The organism is Kitasatospora sp. NPDC059812 (assembly GCF_042732075.1).
Classification (GTDB): Bacteria; Actinomycetota; Actinomycetes; order Streptomycetales; family Streptomycetaceae; genus Kitasatospora.
This window is the reverse complement of the sequence record NZ_JBHWIO010000048.1, coordinates 1-20947: the sequence shown is the minus strand read 5'-3', so window position 1 is coordinate 20947 and position 20947 is coordinate 1. Positions and strand designations below refer to the sequence as shown.

Here is a 20947-nt window from a genome sequence, read left to right as displayed (position 1 = left end):
CCTCCGGCGGTATTCAGACGTCGCGTTCAACCTTCAACTATCTCCCGAAGCGCCTGCGTGCACGCCCTCACGCCCGCTCGCACGCTCCCTCCCTCGCACCCGATCCCGGAAACGCGCCCGATCCCGGAAATACGCCCGCCCCGGAAACGCGCCGGACCGAGCGGCCGGGCCCGGGGTGGGGCGGCCGCTCGGCGCGGGTGCGAGGAGGTGTCAGACGGTCAGGGTCTGGCCCGGGAAGATGAGATCCGGGTCGCCGCCGATGGTGCGGGCGTTCTTGTCGTACAGGTTGCCGGTGTCGGTGCCGAACTTGGCCGCGATCCCGCTCAGCGTGTCACCGCTCCTGACGGTGTAGCCGCCACCGGAGGTGTTCTTCTCCGAGGACGGCGCCGACTGCGCCGGCTTGGCCGACTGCTGCGGCTTCGACGTCTCCTGCTGCTTCGGCGCCGGCTTGCTCTTCGGCGCCTGCTGGGCCTGCGGCGCCTGGGTCTTGGGCGTCTGAGCCTTGGGCGTCTGGGCCTTGGGCGCCGGCTTGGCGGCCGGCTTCGAGGGTGCGGTGTCGGTGGTGTCGACGGCGGCCGGGGCGCCGCCCTTGCTCAGGCCCGCCTTGGCCGAGCAGACCGGCCACGCGCCGGGCCCCTGCGAGGCGAGGACCTTCTCGGCGACCGTGATCTGCTGCGCCTTGCTCGCCTGGTGGGCCTGGGGGGCGTAGGCGGTGCCGCCGTACGCCCTCCAGGTGCTGGGGGTGAACTGCAGTCCGCCGGAGAAGCCGTTTCCGTTGCTGATGCTCCAGTTGCCGCCGCTCTCGCACTGGGCGACGGAGTCCCAGCTGGAGGTGGGCGCGGCGGAGGCCGAGGTGGCCGTGACGAGGCCGGCCACCGGCAGGGCCGCGACAGCGGCGCCCGCGACGACCGCCATCCGCACGCGGTTGCGCTTGGTGGCGGTGGTGTCGGTGGCAGCGGCGGTCTCGTGACGGGGAGTCATATAAGTCCTCTCGGCAAGCCCCGGGCGGGCAGGCGGAACCAGACCCATGACGGGCCGATAGTCACGCTCACCTCGCTCGACGGGCGGCCGGACACGCCTGGGACGTGCCGTGCCGCCCCGGCCACCTCCACTCGCCGACGACCTGTTCGAGCTGGTCGCGTCGGCGGGCACGGCCCTCGCGCCGGGGGTCAGGTCGGCGGGCCGTGCGTCGGGGTGAACCCGGGTGGTGCTCGTTGCACCGCCAATGAAGCTACGGGCCACCTCGGGGTGCAGCAAGCAATTCTTGGTCTCCGCAGGTCAGTTGACTGTTACCGGCGGTATTGATCAAGGTGCCGTGCCCAGTTCGACCAGGTTTGACCGCATTCTCAAGATCAACTGATCAACTTTCACGCCCCCCTTCACCTCTGTCCACCTGTGAGCCCGAGCACACCATCCACCCACCGCGACCACGAGTTGACGCACCGTCACCAGTGAAGCCGGAGTTCCCCGTTCCGACGGGCCATCAGGTGGCATCCGCCACACCCGACACGCTCCGCGACCGGTCGGACGCGCTCAGTCCCGGGCGCCGAGCTCCGCGTCCCGCGCCAACAGCGCCGCCTGCACCCGGTTCTCACAGCCCAACTTGGCCAGGATCCGGCTGACGTACGTCTTCACCGTCGCCTCGCTCATGTGGATCCGCGCCCCCGCGTCCGCGTTGGACAGACCCTCGCCGAGCAGGGCCAGCACCTCCAGCTCGCGCGGCGTCAGCACCTCCAGCCGGCGCCGGGCCTCCGCGCTGCGGGCGGCCGCCGAACCGCTGCGCCCGGAGGCCAGCGAGTCGACGATGTGCCGGGTGGCGGCCGGGGACAGGAAGGCGTACCCGCCGGCCGCCGCGCGCACCGCCTGGATCAGCTCGTGCGGCGCCGTGTCCTTGAGCAGGAATCCGGCGCCGCCCTCGGTCACGGCGCGCAGGACGTTCTCGCGCTCCCCGAAGGTGGTGAGGATCAGCGCCCGCGCGCCGGGCGCGACCCTCGGCAGCTCCCCGAGCGCCGTCAGCCCGTCCATCACCGGCATCTGGATGTCCAGCAGCACCACGTCCACCCGGTGCGCCCGGGCCAGCTCCAGCGCCTCCCGCCCGTCGGCGGCCTCGGCGACCACCTCGATATCGGCGGCAGAGCCCAGGATCATCCTGATCCCGGCGCGGATGAGCGGCTCGTCGTCGGCGACGAGGACTCGGATCACGGCTGGTCATTCCCCTCGAACGGTGCTGCGGCAGGAACACCATCCTCACATCCGGCCGAACGCCGCGTCCCACCCGGTCAGGACGGTCGGAGCAGTCAGCCCGGTCAGGGCAGTCAGAGCGGTCAGCGCGGTCAGAGCGGTCACGGCGGTCAGGACTTCGTGAGGTAGTGCTCCTTCTCCACCAGCAGCCCGTCCTTGAAGCAGAACCGCATCACGTTGTCCTGGCCCCAGGCGTCGCTGAGGTCACCGGACAGGTACCAGCGGCAGTGCGCGCCCTCCGGGGGCTTGGGCCCGCTGCCCTGGTAGTCGTCGGTGAAGAAGGTGTTCCCCGGCGGCAGCCGGTGCAGCACGTCGGCCTCCGGCGTGCCGACCTCCAGCCCGTCGTACACCGACTTCGGCACCGTCGCGTCGCCGGTGCCCTGGACGAAGGCCACCACGCCCCAGATCAGCAGCCCCAGCACGGTCAGGCCGACCGCCCCCACCCCGACCGCGCAGCCGATCGCCGGACTGCGCCGCCCGTCCTCCGCCCCGACGACCGGCGGCAGGCCGTCCAGCACCCAGTCGTCGACCCCGGCGATCGCCGCGGCCCCGTCGCCCGCGCCCTCCGCCCCCTCGTACGGCAGCACGCCGGCCAGCCGGAACCCCTGATCCGGCGTCGGCCCGGCGTGCACCATGCCGCCGACCAGCCGGGCCCGCTCGCGCAGGCCGGTCAGCCCCTGGCCGCCGCTGACCGCCGGGCCCGCGCCGGCGCGCACGCCCACCGGCTCCGGCGTGCACGGATTGACCACCTCCACCACCAGCGCGTCCGGCTCGTACCGGAGCGCGACGGTGATCGGCGCGCCGGGGGCGTGCTTGTGCGCGTTGGTGAGCGCCTCCTGCACCATCCGGTACGCCGCGTGGTCCACCGCGGCGGCCAGCGGGCGCGGCTCGCCCTCCCGGGAGAAGGAGACCAGCGCCCCGGCCGCCCGAGAGGAGTCGACCAGCCCCTCGATCCCGTCCACCCCGCCCCGGGCCGGTGCCGCGGCCGTCGCCGGCCGCACCACCGTCGACTCGTCGTGCAGGACGCCGACCACCTCGCGCAGCTCGCGCATCGCCGCGACCGCCGCCTGCCGCAGCACCCCGACCGCCTCGCGCTGCCGGTCGTTGAGCGTACGGTCCACCTCCAGCGCGCCGGAGTGCACGGAGATCAGCGCGAGCTGGTGGCCCAGGCTGTCGTGCATGTCCTGGGCGATCCGGTGCCGCTCGCGCAGCCGGGCCTGGTGCACCACCATGACCCGCTCGCGCACCAGCTGGTCGTTGCGCTCACGCAGCGCGTCCAGCAGGGCGCGGCGCTGCGCCCGGTAGCGGCCCCACAGCGCGGGCAGCACGGCGACCAGCAGGAAGCCGCCGAGCGAGAGCCCGACGATCAGCTTGGGCGAGGCCGAGCCGGCGTCCTTCAGCACCCCGGTCACCATGAACAGCACCCAGCTCAGCACGAAGGTGCCGACCAGCGCGGTGACCCGGCGCAGCCTCGCCCCGGCCGACCAGCCCGCGCAGACCAGCAGCGGCATCGGGCCGACGGCCCAGCCGGCCGCGGCCGAGGTGAGCACCAGCACGGTCGCCGGGAAGGCCGGCCGCAGCACCCACAGCAGCGCGACCCCCAGCCCCACCAGGACCGGGTGGCCGACACCGGAGGCCACCTCCAGCAGGACCGCGACCCCGCCCATCAGCAGGGCCAGCGCGCCCTGGCCCACCACCCGCCGGGGCGGCCAGGGCCCGGGAAACGCCGTCCGTACCGCCTTCTTCCAGGCCCGCGCCATCGCATCCACCCGTCGAGGCTATCGGGCCGCGCCACCCGTCCGCCGCCACCGTTCGTCGCCCCCGCCCCCGACGAAAGTCGCCGCTCACGGCGTTCGGGGCACCTCCCTCGGCACCTCCGTGGACGCACCCGTGGGCACGTCCTCGTCGAAGGCCGTGAGCAGCAGCGCCACGTCGTCCACCCGGTGCGAGGAGCCGACCTCGCGCAGGATCCGTTCCGCCAGCAGCTCCAGGCCGTCCGGCCCCTGCTCCTCGCCGCGCCCGAGCGCGGCCCGCAGCAGGTCCACCCCCTGGTCGATCGCCACCGCCGGATCCTCCACCAGCCCGTCCGTGTACAGCGCGACCACCGTGCCGGGCGCCAGGCGCAGCTCGCTGACCGGGTACTCGGCCAGGTCCTCCACGCCCAGCAGCGGCCCGCCCGGCACGTACAGCGCCTCGGCCCACCCGTCCGGGAAGCGCAGCACCGGCGGCAGGTGCCCGGCCCGGGCGATCCGGGCGCGGCCGTCGGCGGGGGTGAGGCGGACGAGGCAGCAGCTGGCGAGCAGTCCGGGGTCGAGGTCGAGGAGGAGCCGGTTGGTGCGGGCGAGCACCTGGTCGGGCGGGTCGCCACCGGTGGCGAAGGCGCGGACGGCGCTGCGCAGCTGGCCCATGGTGGCGGCCGCGCCGACGCTGTGGCCCTCGACGTCGCCGATCACCAGGGTGACGTCCCCGCCGGTGACGATCGCGTCGTACCAGTCGCCGCCGATCTCCATGCCCTGGGTGCCGGGCAGGTAGCGGGCGGCGATCCGGATGCCGGGCACGTCCGGGAGGCGGTGCGGCAGCAGCGCCTGCTGGAGGCCGCGGGCCAGGGTGAACTCGGCGTCGTACAGCCGGGCCCGTTCCAGGGCCTGGGCGATGAAGCCGCCGAGGGCGGTGAGCAGGCCGCGGTCCTCGGCGGTGAACGGGCGCGGCCGGTCGAAGCCGAGGATGCAGCTGCCGACGGGGTGGCCGGAGGCGATCAGCGGCAGGAAGGCCCAGGCGCCCATCTCGTCGAGCGCGATGCCGGGGTAGGCGGCGGCGAGTTCGCGGACCGATTCGAAGAAGATCGGGGTGCCGGTGCTGAGCGTCTCCGCGCCGGGGATGCGGGCGGCGACGGGGGTGCCCTCGAAGCCGTCCAGGAAGCCGTCCGGGTAGCCGGTCTGCGAGATCAGGTGCAGGTTCTTGTCGCGCACCCCGTAGATGGCGAGCTCCTGGCCGCCGAAGGCCGGCAGGATCTCCTCGGCCACGGCCCGGCAGACCTCGCGCACGCTGACGGCCTCGGTGAGCGCGCTGGCGAGCTGGAGCAGGTGGTAGGTGCCGCCGATGCCGGCGGGGGCGTCGGTCCGGGTGGCGCCGCGGGCCGCGGGCGGCGGGGGCGCGGCCCGCGGTTCGGCGGCGCCCGGCGGGGCTTCGGCGGCCACCACCCGGCCGGTGACGCCGTGCGTGTCGGGGTAGAGCGAGAAGGCGAGCCAGCCGTCCGGCGGGCGGGCGGCCAGGAAGGCGGTGGGCTGCTGGGAGAGCAGGGCGGCCCGGTAGCGGTTCTCGAAGAAGGGGTCGGCGAGCCAGGGCAGCACGTCCCACAGGTGGTGGCCGACCAGGTCCTCGCGGCGCGCCTGGAGCAGTGACTCGGTGGCGCGGTTGGCGTAGCCGACCCGGCCGTCCGGGTCGAGTGAGAAGACGCCCTCGCGCAGTCGCTCGACGGCGGCCGCGGCCGCGGTGAGGGTGCGGGCGTCCAGCACGGCGCCGACCAGATGGGTGCGGCCGTCCGCCGAGATCGCCGAGGGCACCCGCGCCCAGAGCTCCACCGGGTACGGGTGGCCGTCCGGCCCGAGCACCCGGACCCTGGCCGCCAGCACCTCGCCCAGGGCCAGGGCGGTCCGGGCGGCGGCCCGGAACTCGGGCAGGTCACCGGGGGCGATCCGGCTGCCGAGGGCGGCCGCCGTGCCGTCGAACTCGTCGGGTGCGAGGCCGAAGATCGCGAGGAACTGCTCGTCGGCGGCCAGCGCCCCGGTGGCGACGTTCCAGTCGAACATCCCGACCCGGCAGGTCGGCGCGGACGGCGGCGGCAGCTCGACCACGGCCGCGTCGCCGCCCGGCTCCACGGGGTGCCCGGCCGCCGCCAGGCCCGCCAGCCCGGCGGCCAGCCGCCCGGCCACCTCCGCCAGCCGCGGCTGGGCGTCCTCCGGGACGCCGTCGTCGGAGGCCGGCCAGAACACGCTGAGCACCCCGAACCGCTCCTTGCCGCCCGCCACCGGCACGCAGGCGGAGGCGTAGTCGTACGGCATGCCGACGGCGAGCTGCGGGAAGCGCCGCATGGTGTCCTCGGTGTCGGCGAGGGTGATGGTCCGCCCGGTGCGGAAGCTGACGGCGACGGGCAGCGGGCCGGCGGCGGCGATCCGCCGGAACGGGCTCATGATCGACAGCGGTACGCCCGCGATCGTGCAGAGCACCAGCGAGCGGCCGTCCCGCGAGCGCAGGTACACCATCGCCCCGTACGCCCCGGTGCCGCCGAGCGCCCGGCGGACGGCGCCCGCCAGCAGGTCGTCCCGCTCGACCGCCGCCGGGGCGGCGTCAAGCTCCTGCGGCCGGTGCGGGCCGGGCGGCGCCGCCCGGTCACGGCCGCCCGCGTGCGGATGGCGCATGCTCTTTTGCTACGCCGGGCCCCGGGGCGTGTCAAGGCGAGCCCCCCGCGGCCCCGGATGCCCGTCGGCCCCGGTTGCGCCAGCATGGACGGCATGCCGACCACCTCCGGCCGCACCACCGTGGTCAACCTCAAGGGCCACCGCGACGACCCCTCCTGCGCCGACGTCGTCTACGTCGGCCGCGCCATGCACCGCGGCGGCTGGCACCTGTCCGAGTCCCCGCTGCACTGCCCCTACCGCCCCGGCCCCGACCTCACCCGCGAGCAGATGGTCGCCGACTACCGCGCCTACCTCCTCGCCCGCCCCGACCTGCTCGCCCTCGTCCCGCCCCTGCGCGGCCACCGCCTCGGCTGCTGGTGCGCCCCGCTCCCCTGCCACGCCGACGTCCTCGCCGACCTCGCCGACCACCCCCCGCAGCACTGACGGGCGGGCGCCTCACAGCCCGGAGAGGTCGGCCTCCACCGCGTACGGCACCACGGCCTTGACCCGGCCGGTGAACAACTCGCCCGCCCGGTACGAACGGCTCGCCGCGTCCAGCACGTAGGTATGGACGATCGGGACGCCGTCGGCGACCTGCTCGACCCGCCAGTAGAACGGGATGCCCGCCTTGGCGTACTGGTCCAGCTTGACCACCCGGTCGGTGGTCTCCGAACCCGGTGAGACGACCTCGACGAGCAGCAGCACGTCCGCGGGTCTGGTGGGCGACTCGTCGATCGTGTCCGCCCGGTAGACCACCACGTCCGGGCGGCGGTTGTTCAGCGGCACGTCCTGGAGCCTGACGTCGAAGTCCGTGTCGGCGTTCCACTCGGCGCCGCCGGCCGCGTCCAGGGCGTTCGCCAGGAACCGTGCGAGCCGGTTGTGCCGTTTGGAGGCGCTCGGGCTCACGACCACCATCCCGTCGACGATCTCGATGCCCGCGCACTGCTCCACGGTCCAGGAGTCGTACTGCTCGCTGCTGATCTGCCGGTGCATCCACTCGGGTGCGATCATCTCGGCCGTCACGCCGTACCTCCCCCGGGGCTGCTGGGCGGGCCTGTGCTGTGCCTCAGCCTAGTACGCCGCCGGTCGGGGTTTCGGGTGGTTCGGGGGCTGTTCGATATCCTCCGGGCGAGTGGTGGCGCGTGGGGCGCCGCGGGGGAGGTGGGAGCCGGTATGCAGTCGCCGTCGTCCGAGGGGCCCGTGCGCGAGACGTCGTGGCAGTGGGACGGGGAGGCGGACGGCGCCGCGGGGGAGCCCGCGGACGTGGTCGGCGGGGGCGGGGACGGGCCGCGGCTGAGCCGGCGCGGGCTGCTGGCGGGGGCCGGGGCGCTGGCGGCGGGCGCGGCGGTGTGGGCGTTCGGCCGTTCGGGTGCGGACCAGCCGGCTCCGCCGCCGCAGCCGAAGCCGACCGCGCTGTCCGGGCCGACCCCGCTGTGGACGTACCGGGGGCCGGAGGCGATGACCCCGGAGCGGCTGACCGGCCCGCCGACCCGGCCGGTGTTCCTGTCCCGGGCCGGGCTCCAGGTCCTGGACCCGGCCACCGGCGAGGCGGCGCGGCTGCTCACCATCGACCCGCCGCGCGGGAACTGGCCGAGCGACCTGGAGGTGCTGGGCAAGGTGGTGCTCGGGCCGGACCGGCTCTTCACCACCTCCCCTGGCCACCTGGACGCCCGCCACCTCGGCGACCCCGCCGCCGACTGGAGCCTGCCGCTGCCCGACGACCTGCAAGGCTCCGTCCAGCTGTCCGGCTTCGACGACGGCACCCTGTACGGCTACGTCTGGGACTGGTCGCGGGAGAGCTCGACGCCGGACGGCCGGCTCTTCGCCGTCCGGGTCGCGGACCACTCGATGCTGTGGCACCTCCCCACCGACCGCAACGAGCAGCCGTTCACCCCGGTCACCGCGCCCGGCGGCCGCCTCCCGTGCCTGCGCAACCTGGGCAACGGCAGCGAGCTGGTGGTCCGGGACACCGCCGACGGCCGGGAGCTGTGGACGGCCCCCGGCGCCGGGGACCTGGGCTGGTGCGTCGGCGGTCCGGTGCACGTCTACGTCCCCGACGGGGCCGGCGGCGTCCGCGCGCTGCGCCCCGGCGGCGAGCCGGCCTGGACGGTCTCCCCCGGCCGGGGCGAGTCGTGGCGGGCGATGCCCGCGGTCTCCGACGGCCCGCGGGTCTACCTGGCCCGCGACAACGGCCTGGTCACCGGGCACGACGCGGTCACCGGCGCACTGCAGTGGTCCTACCGGCTGCCGTTCCTGCTGGACCGCCGCAGCCATCCGCTGGTGGCCGGCGGCACGCTGTTCGTCCCCGGACCGGCGGCCGCCGGGGTGTGCGCGATCGACACCGCGAGCGGCACACCGCGCTGGACGTTCCTCGACTCGGGCCCCGGCAAGGACGTCTGGTCGCTCGCCGTCGACGCGAACCACCTCTACGCCGGCCACGACGACGTCCTGCACGCCCTCCCGCTCACCTGACCCTGACCGCCCGGCACCACAGCCACCACGGCACGACGGCACGACAGGATGGCCCGATGCAGGTACACCCGATCTCCCCCGACCGGCTGGCCGAAATGCTCGCCGACCGCATCGTCGCGCTGTCCGACCCCGGCGGCCGGTGGCTGCGGGTCGCGGTGGACGGCGCGCCCGCCGCCCGCCCCGACCTGCTCGCCGACGCCCTGGTGGAGCCGCTGCGGCTGCGCGGCCGCCCCGCGCTGCGGGTGTCGGCGGCGGGCTTCCTGCGCCCGGCCTCGATCCGGCTGGAGTACGGCCACCAGGACGCGGACGCCTTCCACGACCTCTGGCTGGACGACGGCGCCCTGCTGCGCGAGGTGCTGGACCCGCTGGAGCCCGGCGCCAGCGGCCGCGTCCTGCCCTCGCTGCGCGACCCGGCGACGGACCGCTCGACCCGCGCCCCGTACGCCGAACTGCCGCCCGGCGGCGTGCTGTTGCTGGACGGCGCGCTGCTGCTCGGCCGCTGGCTGCCGCTGGAGCTGGCCGTCCACCTCGCGCTCACCCCGACCGCCCTGGCCCGCCGCACGCCCGCCGACCAGCAGTGGACGCTGCCCGCCTTCGCCCGCTACGAGGCGGAGACCGGCCCGACCGAGGCCGCCGACGTCACCGTCCGGGTGGACGACCCTCGTCACCCGGCCCTGGTCGAGCGGAGCTGACGCCCGTACCGGCCGGGGCCGGGCCGCGCTGGCAGTAGGGGCACCAGTACGCCACCCGGTCCTGCGGGGGCGCGCCCTGGCGGGCGGTCCGGACGAGGGTGCCGCAGCGCGGGCAGGGGCGGCCGGCCCGGCCGTAGACCCAGTGCTGGTGGCCGCGCCGGGTGTCGCCGGTGGTGACGTGTCCGGGGCGCAGCCGGTTGGCGTCGAGGAGCTCCCGGGCCCGCTCCACCAGCCGGTCGGGGCGCGGGAGTTGGCCCACCTCGGTCCACGGGGTGACGCCGGCCAGGTAGCAGAGTTCGGCGGCGTAGACGTTGCCGATGCCGGCGAGGTTGCGCTGGTCGAGCAGCGCCTCGGCGAGCGGGCGGCCGGGGTGGGCGAGCAGCCGGCGGACGGCCTCCACCGGGTCCCAGTCGGGGCCGAGCAGGTCGGGGCCGAGGTGGCCGACGGCGCGTTGCTCGTCGGCGGTGCGCAGCAGGTCGACGACGGGCAGCCGGTAGCCGACGGCGGTGCCCCGCTCGGTGCCGAGGACGGCGCGGATCTGCCAGGCGGGGCCGCCGGACCAGCGCTCGCCGGGCCGGTAGACCTCCCAGCGGCCGTCCATCCGCAAATGGGTGTGCAGGGTGAGGCCGCCTTCGAGGCGGGTGAGCAGGTGCTTGCCGCGCGGGGCGACCTCCAGCACCCGGCGGCCGGCGAGTACGGCGGTGGCGTGCGCGGGCACCCGCAGGTCGGCGCTGGTCAGCACCTGCCCGGCGAGGGCCTCGTGCAGCCGGGCCGCCGCGCGGTAGACGGAGTCACCTTCTGGCATGTCTCCATCCTCCACCGCGCGGCGGCCCGGCGGGGCGGCGCGCTACTCGCCCTCGGCCACCTGGCCCTCTCGGACGACGACAACCGGGCAGGGCGCGTGCTCGGTGAGGTGGCGGCTGACCGAGCCGAGCAGCACGCCGGAGAAGCCGCCGAGGCCGCGGCTGCCGACGACGAGCAGCGCGGCGCCCCTGGCGGCCTCCAGCAGGGCCTGGGCGGCGTTGCCGGGCATCACGCTCTCACTGATCCGCACGCCCGGGTCGTCGCCGACGACCCTGACAACGGTGTCGGAGAGGGTCTTGCCGGCCAGTTCCTCGGGGTTGAAGACCTCGGCGGACGGCACGCTCGGCGCGGCCCAGCCGTAGAACGCCGGGTACTCCCAGGCGGCGATCGCGGTGATGGTCCCGCCGACGGCTCGCGCGTAGTCGACCGCCCAGCGCAGCGCCTGCTCCGAGGCGGGCGAGCCGTCCACGCCGACGACGATCCGGGGGTTGGCACTCATGGCGTTACTCCTTGGCGCTCAGTTCCTGCTCGGTCCCGACACCCCGAACATAGATCAAATCGGGCGTGTGGTCGGCATTTGCCACGCCGTGATCGGCGTTTTGCATTCAGATCGATGGCGCATGGCCTGGCCGATCTGCGGTTCTGCGGTTCTGCGGTTCTGCGGTTCTGCGGTTCTGCGGTTCTGCGAGGATGCCCGGGTATCGGACCAGCCCCGACGACTCAACTCCGGTAAGCGGCCCAGGAGTCGGCCATCCGCTGGACCTGGCCGGGGGTGAACTGGCTCATGCAGGAGTCGTAGCTGTAGTCCATGAAGTTGTGGATCGGGTCCAGGCCGGGCCCGGTGCAGGTGCGGCGGCCCTCGGGGCAGCCGTAGGCGGGGGTGCGCTCGGGCGGGGTGTCGTCCACGTAGTCGCCCGGGGGCAGGCAGCCGCCCTGGAAGGTGTGGAAGAGGCCGAGCCAGTGGCCGATCTCGTGGGTGGCGCTGCTGCCCTCGTTGTAGTGGGCGGCGGCGCCGCCCGGCAGGGAGGCGTCGAGGACGACCACGCCGTCGTCGGCGGGGTTCGAGCGGTAGGCGCCCGGGAAGGTCGACCAACCGAGCAGGGACTGGCCGAGCTTGGCGGTGTAGAGGTTGAGGGTGCCCGCGTCGCCCTTGCGCAGCGCGTTCTTCATCCCCGTCTCGGTCCCGGAGCCGGGGGTCATGCCGTCGTACCAGGAGGCGTTGTCGGTGTAGTCGGTGCCGGCCAGCTCGAAGTGGAACGGGCTGGGGGTGTTGCCGTCGCCCTGGCCGCCGTAGGTCGCGTTGAGGTGGTCGATCTGGGCGGCGACGACGCCCCCGTCGAGCCGGCCGGCGTCACCGGCGTGGATCACGTGGACGAAGACCGGCACCGTCGTCGGGGCGCCGACCCGGGCGTGCGCGGAGGAGAGCTGGGCGAGCCGGTCGTCGAGGTCCGCCTGCATCGCCCGGGCCTCGGCGGCGGTGACGGCGTTCGGGTCCTGCCCGGCCTGACTGCCGGCCGGCTTGCGGGCGGCGGCATCGACGGCGACGGCATCGACGGCGTCGGCGTCGGACCCCGCACAGGCCGCGGTCACGGCGGCCGCAGCGGTCACGGCGGCGGAGTGCGGGGCCGGGGCGGCGAGCTGGCTGAGACCGGCGGCCGCGACCAGCACGGCGGCCCAGGGGAACAGACGGGGGGTACGCGAGCGCACCCGGGCAGTACGGCGCATCTGCGCTCCTGACAAGGGAGTTGGCGGATTGTCGGCCGCGCCCCGGGCCCGCCCGGCTCGGCGCGGACCCGCCGAGACTACGACGCGGCGAAGACGATCTCCCGCAGGGCGCGCGCGGCGGCCCGGTCGAGTACCACGGCCGACGCACAGCCCTCCGGCGCCCGTCCGGCCCCGGTGAGCCGGCGCCGCAGCCTGTCGACGGCGGCCCGGTGCCGGAGGAAGGCGTAGCGGGAGACGCTCTGCCCCCGGCTCTGCTGGCCCTCCCGTGCCTCGGCCGGTTCGGCGTCCAGCAGCAGCAGGTGCACCCGGCGGCCCTGCCGGGCGGCGGTGCGGGTCAGCCAGAGCCGCACCCAGGACAGCGATCCGCAGTCGTGGACGGCGAGCGGCCCGCCGGCCAGCACCGCGCGCCGCAGCCGCCGGTAGTGCGCGATCCGCGCCAGCGGGCGGTAGAGGGCGTACGGGAGGCGGCCGGGCAGCCTGGCCGCGTACTCCTCGCGGACCAGCTGGGAGTCGACCAGCGGGGCGCGCACGCAGCGGCGCATCAGGGTGCTCTTGCCGCTGCCGGGCAGCCCGGAGACGACCAGCAGGTCGCCGGCGGGGTAGTGCAGCGCCACCGGAGCGGGGCCGGTCCGCAGGTCGTGCAGGCCGGGCTGCACCCGTAAGGCCTGCGGGGCGCCGGCGGGGCCCTGTCCAGGAGGCGACGGCCCCCGGGGTGCCGCCGCCTCCGCCGTTCTCGTCCTGGTCACCGGTCCTCCCCGCGCCGTTCCCTCCCTTGGAGCATTACGCATTCCCAAGAGCGAGTAAAGAGCGGTGATCGCCGGGCCCGGCCGGCCGGTGCCGGATCAGGGCGTGCCGTGCGGGCGGGTCAGCCGAGCTGGGGGGCGACCCGGGAGGCGATGAGCTCCAGGTGGTCGAGGTCGTCCAGGTCCAGGATCTGCAGGTAGACCCGCTCGCTGCCGACGGCCGCGTACCGGCCGATCCTCTCGGCGACCTCGTCCGGGGTGCCGGCCAGGCCGTTGGCCTTCAGCTCGTCCACGTCCCGGCCGATCACGGCCGCCCGGCGGGCCACCTCGGCGTCGTCGCGGCCGACGCAGGCGACCAGGGCGTTGGAGTACACCAGGTCGCCGACCGAGCGCCCGGCCTGCTCGACGGCGGCCTTGACCCGGCCGAACTGGGCGGCGCTGTCCTCCACCGAGGCGAACGGCAGGTTGAACTCGTCGGCGAAGCGGGCGGCCAGCGCCGGGGTCCGCTTCGGGCCGAGGCCGCCGACCAGCACCGGGATCCGGTCCTGGGCCGGCTTGGGCAGGGCCGGCGAGCCGGTCAGCGTGTAGTACTCGCCGGCGAAGTCGAAGGTGTCGCCGAGCTTGGTGTTCCACAGGCCGGTGATGATCGCCAGCTGCTCCTCCAGCCGCCCGAACTTCTCCTTCGGGAAGGGGATGCCGTAGGCGGCGTGCTCGGCCTCGTACCAGCCGGCGCCGAGGCCGAACTCGACCCGGCCGCCGCTCATCGCGTCCACCTGGGCGACCTGGATCGCGGTGACGCCGGGCAGGCGGAAGGTCGCGGCCGTCATCAGGGTGCCGAGGCGGATGGTGCGGGTGTCGCGGGCGAGGCCGGCCAGGGTGATCCAGGCGTCGGTCGGCCCGGGCAGGCCGTCGACGTCGCCCATCTTCAGGTAGTGGTCGGAGCGGAAGAAGGCACTGAAGACGCCCAGGTCCTCGGCGGCCCGGGCGACCGTCAGGAGGGTGTCGTAGCTCGCGCCCTGCTGCGGTTCGGTGAAGATGCGGAGATCCATGCGGACCATTCTGGTACAGACCACCCGTGGATCGGTGCAGAGAACCGGCCAAGCCGCCGAAGCTCCCGAAGGTGGCCAAGGTCTCAGCACGGAACCGTCACGAGCCGCCGGTCCGGCCGACCCGCTCGCCTACGGTGGACGGATGTTCGCCACCCCCGACGAGTCCTTCCGGCGCTCCCCCGACGATCCGGCCGGCTGCCCGCTGCCCGGCATCGTCGCCGCGTTCACGCCCCGGCTGTCCGAGTTCGCCTTCGAGCCCGGCTTCGTCGCGATGGTCGACCAGCACGTCGCGATGCTGCGCGAGCTGCTGTACGCGCAGGGGCCGGAGCTGGCGCCCCGGCCCCTGGACCGTGAGGAACTGTCGGACTACGCGCTCGGCTTCCTGGACGCGCTCACCGAGATCGGCTGGCGGGAACCGGTGGGGTACGACTACGCGGTGCACCGGCTGACCGCGATCTGCTGGCTGGTGCGCGAGCAGGGCCTGCTGCGGGCCTGAACCCGCTGCGGGTCGCTACGACCCAGGACACGCCCGCCCTAGCTCGGCTGGTCACCCGGGCGGCCCGGGTCGATGCCGGGCGGCGGCGGGGTGGTGCCCGGGGCGGCCTGGGTGGTCGGCCGGGCCGGCTGGTTGGCCAGCACGTCCGCCCGGCCCGCCTGGTAGGCGCTGCCGCGCAGTTTGGCGCTCTCCTGCTCGGCGTGGTCCAGCCAGCGCTCCCAGCGCTGGCGCATCGGCAGGATCAGGCCGCCGCCGACACCCACCACCAGCACACCGGCGATCGTGGCGAGCACCGCGATCAGCACCGGTCCGGTGATCGCGGTGGCGATCCCGGCCTGGCCGAGCGCCGCGATCACGCCCAGCGCGACGATGAACGCCCAGACGATCGTGGCGACCGTCCGGCCGTACGAGGCGCCGGCGAGCGCGTTGCGCACGATGTCGCGGACGCCGTTGGCGATGGCCATCGCGACCACCACGATCGCGACCGCCACGATGCCCCGGGGCAGCCAGGCGACGATGCTGTGGATCATCACGCTGATCGGGTTCGGGCCGAAGACGCCGAACGCCAGCTGCAGCACCATCAGCAGGATCGCGTAGTAGACGATCTTGCAGATGATGCCGGTCATGTCGTAGTTCGACCCGCTCAGGTGGCGGGCCATCCCGGCCCGCTCGGCGACCCGCTCCGAGCCGACCTTGCGCAGCACGCGGTCCAGGACCTTGGCGATCGCCTTCGCCACGATCCAGCCGATGACCAGGATCGCCAGGAAGGCGATGAACTGCGGGACGAATTTCGCGATCTTGGACCAGGCGTCGGTGAAACCCGATCCGAAGTCCACGGAGAGTGCGAGCTGCTGAGCCACGGAGTCCTCCACTCGGTGACACGGCGCCACGAGCGGCGCGTGCGGCCCCCCACCCTTCGTGGATAGCAGCACCCCGCCCGGCCCGCGCGCGCCTGGTCCCCGGGCTGCTCCCCCCGGGTGAAACGGGCCCGTAGACGCCCCGCGTAAAGTGATGTTCAAGGGCACGGGACGGGGGCGGGACGGGACAGGACGGTGCGGGTGTGAGCAGCGACAGGGTGGACGGCGGCACGACGACCGGCAGCACGGCCGGCAGCACCGCCGGGCACCCGGCACTGCGCTGGCGGGTGCGGCCCGAGGCGCCGCGCGCCGCCGTCCTGGTGCTGCACGGCGGCGAGGAGCACAACCTCGCCCGGCCCGGCCCGGTCAACCTGCCGCTGCTGCGGATGCGCGGCTTCCTGCGCTCCCTCGCCAAGGACACCGCCGGCGCCGACGTGGCCGTCGGCACCGTCCGCTACCGCCACCGGGGCTGGAACGGGCAGCGCGCCGACGCCGCGCTGGACGCCCTCGCCGCCCTCGACGAGCTGGCCCGGGAGCTGGGCGAGGTGCCGACCGTCCTGATCGGGCACTCGATGGGCGGGCGCGCGGCCCTGCGGGCCGGCGGCCACCCGGCCGTCACCGGCCTGGTCGCCCTCGCCCCCTGGTGCCCGGCCGAGGACCCGTGCGAGCAACTGGCCGGACGGGACGTGCTCCTGCTGCACGGCGACCGCGACAAGGTCACCCCGCCCGCCGAGACCCGGGCCTTCGCCGCCCGCAGCCGGGCCGCCGGCGCCCGCGTCTGCGGCTACACCGTCACCGGCAGCGGCCACGCCATGCTCCAGCGCATCCCCGACTGGCACCGGGCCACCACCCGCCTGGCCACCGCCCTGCTCGGCCTGCGCCCGCTCCCCGCCGAGACCGTCTCCGCCCTCGCCCTTCCGCCCGCCTCCCCCGAGGCCCTCACCCTCACCCTGCCCCGCCAGCCGCGCGGCTGACCCCGCACGGGCCGGCGGCCGCGCGGTGGCGCAGCGGCGCGGGCGTCAGCGGGCCAGGCGGCCGAGGAGCGCGGAGGCCGCGGTGATGCCGAGCACGGTGGCCACGGTCAGGACGGCGAAGTCGAGCGGGAGGTGGGCGCGGGTACCGATCAGCAGGCCGCGCAGGGCGTCGACCTGGTAGCTGAGCGGGTTGGCCCGGCTGACCACCTGGAGCCAGCCCGGCATCAGGTCCACCGGGTAGAGGGCGTTGGAGCCGAAGAAGAGCGGCATGGTGATCGCCTGGCCGATGCCCATCAGGCGGTCGCGGGTGAGCACGATGCCGGCGATGGTCATCGAGAGGCAGGAGAAGAACGCCGAGCCGAGCAGCACGGCGACCACGACCCCGAGCAGCCGCAGCGGGTTCCAGGTCATCGCGACTCCGAGCAGGGCGGCGATCACCACCACGACGACGGCCTGGATCACCGCCTTCACCCCGGCGGCGAAGGCCTTGCCGGTCACCAGCGCGGCGCGCGGGGTGGGGGTGACCAGCAGTTTGGTGAGCACCCCGGAGTCCCGCTCCCAGATGATCATGATGCCGTAGAAGATCGCGATGAACATGGCGGACTGGGCGATGATCCCGGGGGCCAGGAAGTCCAGGTAGGGGATGCCGCCGGTGGGGATGGCCTTCAGCCGGGTGAAGGTCTCCCCGAAGATCAGCAGCCACAGCGCGGGCTGCACGGCCCGGGTGTAGAGCTCGGTGCGGTCGTGGCGCAGCTTCTGCAGCTCGACGGTGCACATCGCCAGCGTCCGGGCGGGCACCAGCCGCCAGCCGGTGCGGGCGCGCGGGGGGACCAGCAGCAGGCCGAGGTCGGGGCGGGCGGCGGTCGCGGCGGCAGTGGCGGCGGGGCCCGGGGGCTCAGCCGACGCGGGAGGCGGTGCGGCGGGTACGGCGGACATCGCTGAACTCTCCTTCCGGGGCCTCGCCGGGGGCCAGCTCGCGGCCCGCGAAGTGGCGGAACACGTCGTCCAGACTGGGGTCGGCGAGCTGCGGATCCTGCGCGCGGACCACGGTCTTCAGCTCCTCGGTGGTGCCGAGCGCGCGGATCCGGCCGCGGTCCATCAGGGCGATCCGGTCGCAGTAGCGGTCGGCCTCGTCCATGTAGTGGGTGGTGACCAGCACCGTCATCCCGGTGGCCTGGCGGACCGCCTCGACGCACTCCCAGACGCCGGTGCGGGCGATCGGGTCCAGGCCGATGGTGGGCTCGTCCATCACCAGCAGGCGCGGGGCGCTGACCAGGGCCTGGGCGAGCTCCAGCCGGCGGACCATGCCGCCGGAGTAGGTGCCGGCCATCCGGTCGGCCGCCTCGGCGAGGCCGACGGCGGCCAGCGCCTGGGCGACCCGCTCGCGGCGCTCGCCGTGCGGCACGTCGAAGACGCGGGCGAACAGCGCGACGTTCTCCCGACCGGTCAGCCCGCCGTCCGCGGAGAGCTGCTGCGGCACGTAGCCGAGCAGCCGACGGACCTCCATCCGCTGCCGGGCGGGGTCGTGGCCGAAGACCCGCACCATGCCGGCGCGGACCGGGAGCAGGGTGGTGATCGCCCGGATCGTGGTGGTCTTGCCCGCGCCGTTGGGGCCGAGCAGGCCGAACACCTCGCCGGTGCGCACGGTCAGGTCGACACCGTCGACGGCCTTGGTGCTGCTGCCCTTCCCGCGCCCGTGGTGGAAGGTGTACTCCAGGCCGCGGCAGACCACCGCCTCGTCACCGCCGTTCTCCGGGAACGTCATCGCTCCTCCTCCCCCGGCTCGCCCGGTCGGGTGCGCAGGCCCGTCGCCACCTCGCGCAGCGCGGGCACCGCGGCGGCCAGGGCCGCCCGGGAGTCGGCGGGCAGCCCGGCCACCACCTCCCCCACCAGCGCGGCGCGCCGGGCCCGCCAGACCGCGAGGCGTTCGACAGCCTCGTCGGTGGCGTACAGCAGGGCCGCCCGGCGGTCGGCCGGGTCCACCTCGCGGCGCAGCAGCCGCAACGCGACCAGCTGGTTGACCAGGGTGGAGACCGAGTTTCCGGCGAGGCACAGCTCCTCGGCCGCGTCGGACACCCGTAGCCCGGGGGTGTCCATCACCAGGCGGAGCAGTTCGATCTGGGCCCCGCGCAGCCTCGGCTCGGTGAGTCCCTGCCGCAGCCGGCGGCGGACCAGGCGCTGGATGCCGACCAGCAGGGCGGAGAGTTCGTCGGCCACGTCGGGATCGGGGGTCGTCGGAAGGTCGACGGCCGGTGCGGGGGTGAGCGTTTCCGGTGTCGCACTCATACCTCCGATTTTAGCTCTCAGTGAGAGGTATTCGTCCAGAGGGCGGACGGGGTGGACCGGAGGACTGCCGGGCGGGGCCCGGCTGTGCCAGGATCCCGGGTGACCGTGTACGGACACCCACCCACCCTCACCGCTGGGAACCCTCATGAGAAGACTCGCGCTCCGCGTGCTGTCCGTGGCAACGGCGCTGTCCGCGTTGCTCGTTGTGCCGCTGGCCACTGCCGCTACCGCTGCCCCGGTCATCGCCACCGAAAGCGCCACCACCGCCGCCCCGGTGCCGCTCAGCGGCGCGCAGTTGGCGGCCTCCTGGGCGGGGCCGCTCAGCACCCGGGGGCGGTACGTCGTCGACGCGTCGGGCGACCGGTTCAAGCTGAAGTCCGGCAACTGGTCCGGCGCGCAGGGCACATGGCAGGGCAGCGGCTCGACCACCGATCCGGCGAACAACCAGGCCGGCCAGGTCTCGTACAACCTGCCGCTCGGTCTCGACCGGGCGCCGCTGTCCGAGATCATGGCGGGCTTCCACAGCCTCGGACTGAACAGCGTCCGACTGCCGTTCGCGGACGCGATGATCCGGGACACCGCCGCCGTCCCGGACGCCGCCGTCGCCGCCAACCCCGGGCTGCGCGGCAGCACCCCGCTGCAGGTGTACGACGCGGTGGTGGCCGCGCTCACCGCCGACGGGTTCGCGGTGATCCTCAACAACCACACCACCGGGTACCGGTTCTGCTGCGGCCTGGACGGCAACGAGCGGTGGAACAGCGGCCAGTCCACCGAGACGTGGGAGCAGGACTGGCTGTTCATGGTGGACCGGTACCGGGCCAACAAGCGCGTGGTCGGCGCCGACCTGCGCAACGAGGTCCGCCGCGACACCTGGGACGACCCCAACTGGGGCCTGGGCGACGGCCACGACGCGTACGCCGCCTTCGAGGAGGCGGGCAACCGGATCCTCCAGGCCGACCCCGACCTGCTGATCATCATGGAGGGCATCAACTGGCAGGGCGTCCCGCTGGCGGGCCTGCCGCACGGCCGTCCGATGCTCAAGCCGGTGGCCACGCTCTCCCACACCCTGATCGACTCGGGCAAACTGGTCTACTCGGCGCACTTCTACGGGTACACCGGCTCGGCCAACACCGGCGCGGGCAGCGGTCCGGGCGCCACCGGCGATCCCCGCTACCAGGACTTGACGCCCAGTCAACTCGCCGCCGTGGTCGACGAGGAGGCGCTCTTCGTCACCCGCGCCGGGCAGCACTTCACCGCCCCGGTCTGGATCAGCGAGTTCGGCGCGGGCGGGCGGGGCCCGACCGACGCCAAGGAGCAGGCCTGGTTCGACCGCTTCACCGCGATCCTGGCCGAACACGACACCGACTTCGCCGTCTGGCCGCTGGTCGGGTGGCACAACGACGGCGTGCCGCAGGACAGTTGGGCGCTCCTCCACTACGACCGGGCCGGCCGGCGGCTGAGCGTCGAGGACCCGGGCGACTGGCGCGCCGCGTACTGGAACCGGCTGGTCGCCGCCCCCGGGTACACCGGCCCGGTGCCGGCCGCCGCCCGCTGGAACCTGCTCGACCTCGACCACACCGACCAGAACACCTCCCGGCGGATGCTGGCCCTGCCCGACTGGAGCAGCGGCAACCGCAAGGGGAACTGCCCGGACGGCCAGCGCCTGATCGGCCTCGGCCGCGGTGACGGCCGCGGTCTGTGCACCGACGCCGGGCAGCCCGCCACCGGGGCGGACGCCTGGACGACCGTCACGGACGAGCGCTACGTCACCGGCGGCGACTGGGCGCCCGGCTACAACAAACTCCAGTGCCCGGACGGCCGGTTCGCGGTCGGCTACAGCGTCCGCGCCGACGCGATGGCCGCCCTGCTCTGCGCCCCGGCCGCGGCCGCGCCGCCCGCCGCGGCCGACCGGGTGCTCTGGTTCGACCACGGCGACAACCGGCCCCCGGCCGCCACCGGCGCCGACTCGGCGGCCAGCGACTGGGCGCCCGGGGCCTACAAGGGGCAGTGCGCCTCGAACGAGTACGTCGCGGGGGTCGCCTTCACCTGGCGCTGGCTGCACGCCGGCGTCCCGGACGCGCTGCTCTGCCGCCCACTGGCCTGACACCGCCGCTGTCGGGGGGGCCGCCGCCCGGGGGGGCCCCCCCCCGGCCCGGGCGCGGGCGCCCCGGGGGGGGGCCCCCCCCCCGCCCCGCACCTCGGCCCCGCGCG

Annotated in this window: 20 protein-coding genes; 6 read left to right on the top strand and 14 right to left on the bottom strand. The window is 74.8% G+C overall.

Going from position 1 to position 20947, the window contains the following annotated elements:
• Positions 1 to 210 precede the first annotated feature (210 nt).
• The 4 genes from ACFV6D_RS23045 to ACFV6D_RS23030 all read right to left on the bottom strand — a co-directional run bounded on the left by ACFV6D_RS23045 (position 211) and on the right by ACFV6D_RS23030 (position 6659).
• A complete protein-coding gene (locus ACFV6D_RS23045; protein WP_380423431.1) occupies positions 211 to 981 on the bottom strand; it encodes a transglycosylase family protein in 771 nt (256 codons plus the stop codon).
• Between the two features lie 552 nt (positions 982 to 1533).
• The gene (locus ACFV6D_RS23040) at positions 1534 to 2202 is read right to left on the bottom strand and encodes a response regulator transcription factor (protein ID WP_063350480.1); all 669 of its coding nucleotides are present in this window, start codon (positions 2200 to 2202) and stop codon (positions 1534 to 1536) included.
• A gap of 149 nt (positions 2203 to 2351) precedes the next feature.
• Positions 2352 to 4001 (bottom strand): sensor histidine kinase, encoded by a 1650-nt coding sequence (locus tag ACFV6D_RS23035; RefSeq protein ID WP_380375356.1) that lies wholly within the window; start codon positions 3999 to 4001, stop codon positions 2352 to 2354.
• 84 nt (positions 4002 to 4085) lie between these two features.
• Positions 4086 to 6659: a SpoIIE family protein phosphatase gene (locus ACFV6D_RS23030; RefSeq protein WP_380560979.1), complete on the bottom strand. Its 2574-nt coding sequence runs from the start codon at positions 6657 to 6659 to the stop codon at positions 4086 to 4088.
• A 93-nt stretch (positions 6660 to 6752) separates the two neighbouring features.
• Between ACFV6D_RS23030 and ACFV6D_RS23025 the strand changes: the two genes are divergently transcribed.
• Positions 6753 to 7082 (top strand): DUF4326 domain-containing protein, encoded by a 330-nt coding sequence (locus ACFV6D_RS23025; RefSeq protein ID WP_063351637.1) that lies wholly within the window; start codon positions 6753 to 6755, stop codon positions 7080 to 7082.
• Positions 7083 to 7094: 12 nt separating this feature from the next.
• Here the strand turns inward: ACFV6D_RS23025 and ACFV6D_RS23020 are convergent, their stop codons facing one another.
• Positions 7095 to 7661: a Uma2 family endonuclease gene (locus ACFV6D_RS23020; protein WP_063350478.1), complete on the bottom strand. Its 567-nt coding sequence runs from the start codon at positions 7659 to 7661 to the stop codon at positions 7095 to 7097.
• Between the two features lie 150 nt (positions 7662 to 7811).
• On the opposite strand from ACFV6D_RS23020, the gene ACFV6D_RS23015 reads away from it, so the two are divergent.
• Both ACFV6D_RS23015 and ACFV6D_RS23010 read left to right on the top strand, forming a co-directional pair.
• Positions 7812 to 9110, top strand: a complete 1299-nt coding sequence (locus ACFV6D_RS23015; protein WP_380560978.1) for a PQQ-binding-like beta-propeller repeat protein — start codon at positions 7812 to 7814, stop codon at positions 9108 to 9110.
• Positions 9111 to 9166: 56 nt separating this feature from the next.
• Positions 9167 to 9802: a uridine kinase gene (locus ACFV6D_RS23010; RefSeq protein WP_380560977.1), complete on the top strand. Its 636-nt coding sequence runs from the start codon at positions 9167 to 9169 to the stop codon at positions 9800 to 9802.
• On the opposite strand, the gene ACFV6D_RS23005 is transcribed toward ACFV6D_RS23010, so the two are convergent.
• The 5 genes from ACFV6D_RS23005 to ACFV6D_RS22985 form a co-directional block, all read right to left on the bottom strand.
• Positions 9750 to 10607 (bottom strand): DNA-formamidopyrimidine glycosylase family protein, encoded by an 858-nt coding sequence (locus tag ACFV6D_RS23005; protein WP_380427714.1) that lies wholly within the window; start codon positions 10605 to 10607, stop codon positions 9750 to 9752. The two genes, ACFV6D_RS23010 and ACFV6D_RS23005, sit on opposite strands and share 53 nt — an antisense overlap.
• Before the next feature lie 42 nt (positions 10608 to 10649).
• Positions 10650 to 11105 carry a universal stress protein gene (locus ACFV6D_RS23000; protein WP_380375316.1) on the bottom strand — a complete coding sequence of 152 codons (456 nt, stop codon included), beginning with the start codon at positions 11103 to 11105 and terminating at the stop codon, positions 10650 to 10652.
• A gap of 221 nt (positions 11106 to 11326) precedes the next feature.
• Positions 11327 to 12331 carry a zinc metalloprotease gene (locus ACFV6D_RS22995; protein WP_380560976.1) on the bottom strand — a complete coding sequence of 335 codons (1005 nt, stop codon included), beginning with the start codon at positions 12329 to 12331 and terminating at the stop codon, positions 11327 to 11329.
• A gap of 77 nt (positions 12332 to 12408) precedes the next feature.
• Complete coding sequence (locus ACFV6D_RS22990; protein WP_380560975.1) at positions 12409 to 13119, bottom strand: AAA family ATPase; 711 nt, start codon at positions 13117 to 13119, stop codon at positions 12409 to 12411.
• A gap of 77 nt (positions 13120 to 13196) precedes the next feature.
• Positions 13197 to 14123, bottom strand: a complete 927-nt coding sequence (locus tag ACFV6D_RS22985; RefSeq protein WP_063350471.1) for an LLM class F420-dependent oxidoreductase — start codon at positions 14121 to 14123, stop codon at positions 13197 to 13199.
• A gap of 142 nt (positions 14124 to 14265) precedes the next feature.
• On the opposite strand from ACFV6D_RS22985, the gene ACFV6D_RS22980 reads away from it, so the two are divergent.
• On the top strand, positions 14266 to 14619 hold the full coding sequence (locus ACFV6D_RS22980; protein ID WP_063350470.1) for a DUF6401 family natural product biosynthesis protein: 354 nt from the start codon (positions 14266 to 14268) through the stop codon (positions 14617 to 14619).
• Between the two features lie 38 nt (positions 14620 to 14657).
• Here the strand turns inward: ACFV6D_RS22980 and ACFV6D_RS22975 are convergent, their stop codons facing one another.
• Positions 14658 to 15479 carry a hypothetical protein gene (locus tag ACFV6D_RS22975; protein ID WP_380375314.1) on the bottom strand — a complete coding sequence of 274 codons (822 nt, stop codon included), beginning with the start codon at positions 15477 to 15479 and terminating at the stop codon, positions 14658 to 14660.
• 200 nt (positions 15480 to 15679) lie between these two features.
• On the opposite strand from ACFV6D_RS22975, the gene ACFV6D_RS22970 reads away from it, so the two are divergent.
• Positions 15680 to 16450, top strand: a complete 771-nt coding sequence (locus ACFV6D_RS22970; protein WP_380560974.1) for an alpha/beta hydrolase — start codon at positions 15680 to 15682, stop codon at positions 16448 to 16450.
• A 45-nt stretch (positions 16451 to 16495) separates the two neighbouring features.
• Here the strand turns inward: ACFV6D_RS22970 and ACFV6D_RS22965 are convergent, their stop codons facing one another.
• From ACFV6D_RS22965 to ACFV6D_RS22955, 3 genes are read right to left on the bottom strand one after another with little or no spacing between them, the layout of a single operon-like run.
• Entirely contained in the window at positions 16496 to 17386 is an 891-nt protein-coding gene (locus ACFV6D_RS22965; RefSeq protein WP_380560973.1) for an ABC transporter permease, read from the bottom strand.
• Positions 17346 to 18215 carry an ATP-binding cassette domain-containing protein gene (locus ACFV6D_RS22960; RefSeq protein WP_363374483.1) on the bottom strand — a complete coding sequence of 290 codons (870 nt, stop codon included), beginning with the start codon at positions 18213 to 18215 and terminating at the stop codon, positions 17346 to 17348. Before ACFV6D_RS22960 ends, ACFV6D_RS22965 begins: the two co-directional genes overlap by 41 nt.
• A complete protein-coding gene (locus tag ACFV6D_RS22955; RefSeq protein WP_079136105.1) occupies positions 18212 to 18736 on the bottom strand; it encodes a MarR family winged helix-turn-helix transcriptional regulator in 525 nt (174 codons plus the stop codon). Before ACFV6D_RS22955 ends, ACFV6D_RS22960 begins: the two co-directional genes overlap by 4 nt.
• A 145-nt stretch (positions 18737 to 18881) precedes the next feature.
• On the opposite strand from ACFV6D_RS22955, the gene ACFV6D_RS22950 reads away from it, so the two are divergent.
• On the top strand, positions 18882 to 20840 hold the full coding sequence (locus tag ACFV6D_RS22950; protein ID WP_380560972.1) for a glycoside hydrolase family 5 protein: 1959 nt from the start codon (positions 18882 to 18884) through the stop codon (positions 20838 to 20840).
• The last annotated feature ends 107 nt before the right edge of the window (positions 20841 to 20947 follow it).

Excerpts from the sequence above, each read along its gene's own strand:
- ACFV6D_RS23045 (WP_380423431.1), bottom strand. The coding sequence starts at position 981 with ATGACTCCCCGTCACGAGACCGCCGCTGCCACCGACACCACCGCCACC.
- ACFV6D_RS23035 (WP_380375356.1), bottom strand. The coding sequence starts at position 4,001 with ATGGCGCGGGCCTGGAAGAAGGCGGTACGGACGGCGTTTCCCGGGCCC.
- ACFV6D_RS23030 (WP_380560979.1), bottom strand. The coding sequence starts at position 6,659 with ATGCGCCATCCGCACGCGGGCGGCCGTGACCGGGCGGCGCCGCCCGGC.
- ACFV6D_RS23025 (WP_063351637.1), top strand. The coding sequence starts at position 6,753 with ATGCCGACCACCTCCGGCCGCACCACCGTGGTCAACCTCAAGGGCCAC.
- ACFV6D_RS23015 (WP_380560978.1), top strand. The coding sequence starts at position 7,812 with ATGCAGTCGCCGTCGTCCGAGGGGCCCGTGCGCGAGACGTCGTGGCAG.
- ACFV6D_RS23010 (WP_380560977.1), top strand. The coding sequence starts at position 9,167 with ATGCAGGTACACCCGATCTCCCCCGACCGGCTGGCCGAAATGCTCGCC.
- ACFV6D_RS23005 (WP_380427714.1), bottom strand. The coding sequence starts at position 10,607 with ATGCCAGAAGGTGACTCCGTCTACCGCGCGGCGGCCCGGCTGCACGAG.
- ACFV6D_RS23000 (WP_380375316.1), bottom strand. The coding sequence starts at position 11,105 with ATGAGTGCCAACCCCCGGATCGTCGTCGGCGTGGACGGCTCGCCCGCC.
- ACFV6D_RS22995 (WP_380560976.1), bottom strand. The coding sequence starts at position 12,331 with ATGCGCCGTACTGCCCGGGTGCGCTCGCGTACCCCCCGTCTGTTCCCC.
- ACFV6D_RS22990 (WP_380560975.1), bottom strand. The coding sequence starts at position 13,119 with ATGCGTAATGCTCCAAGGGAGGGAACGGCGCGGGGAGGACCGGTGACC.
- ACFV6D_RS22985 (WP_063350471.1), bottom strand. The coding sequence starts at position 14,123 with ATGGATCTCCGCATCTTCACCGAACCGCAGCAGGGCGCGAGCTACGAC.
- ACFV6D_RS22980 (WP_063350470.1), top strand. The coding sequence starts at position 14,266 with ATGTTCGCCACCCCCGACGAGTCCTTCCGGCGCTCCCCCGACGATCCG.
- ACFV6D_RS22965 (WP_380560973.1), bottom strand. The coding sequence starts at position 17,386 with ATGTCCGCCGTACCCGCCGCACCGCCTCCCGCGTCGGCTGAGCCCCCG.
- ACFV6D_RS22960 (WP_363374483.1), bottom strand. The coding sequence starts at position 18,215 with ATGACGTTCCCGGAGAACGGCGGTGACGAGGCGGTGGTCTGCCGCGGC.
- ACFV6D_RS22955 (WP_079136105.1), bottom strand. The coding sequence starts at position 18,736 with ATGAGTGCGACACCGGAAACGCTCACCCCCGCACCGGCCGTCGACCTT.
- ACFV6D_RS22950 (WP_380560972.1), top strand. The coding sequence starts at position 18,882 with ATGAGAAGACTCGCGCTCCGCGTGCTGTCCGTGGCAACGGCGCTGTCC.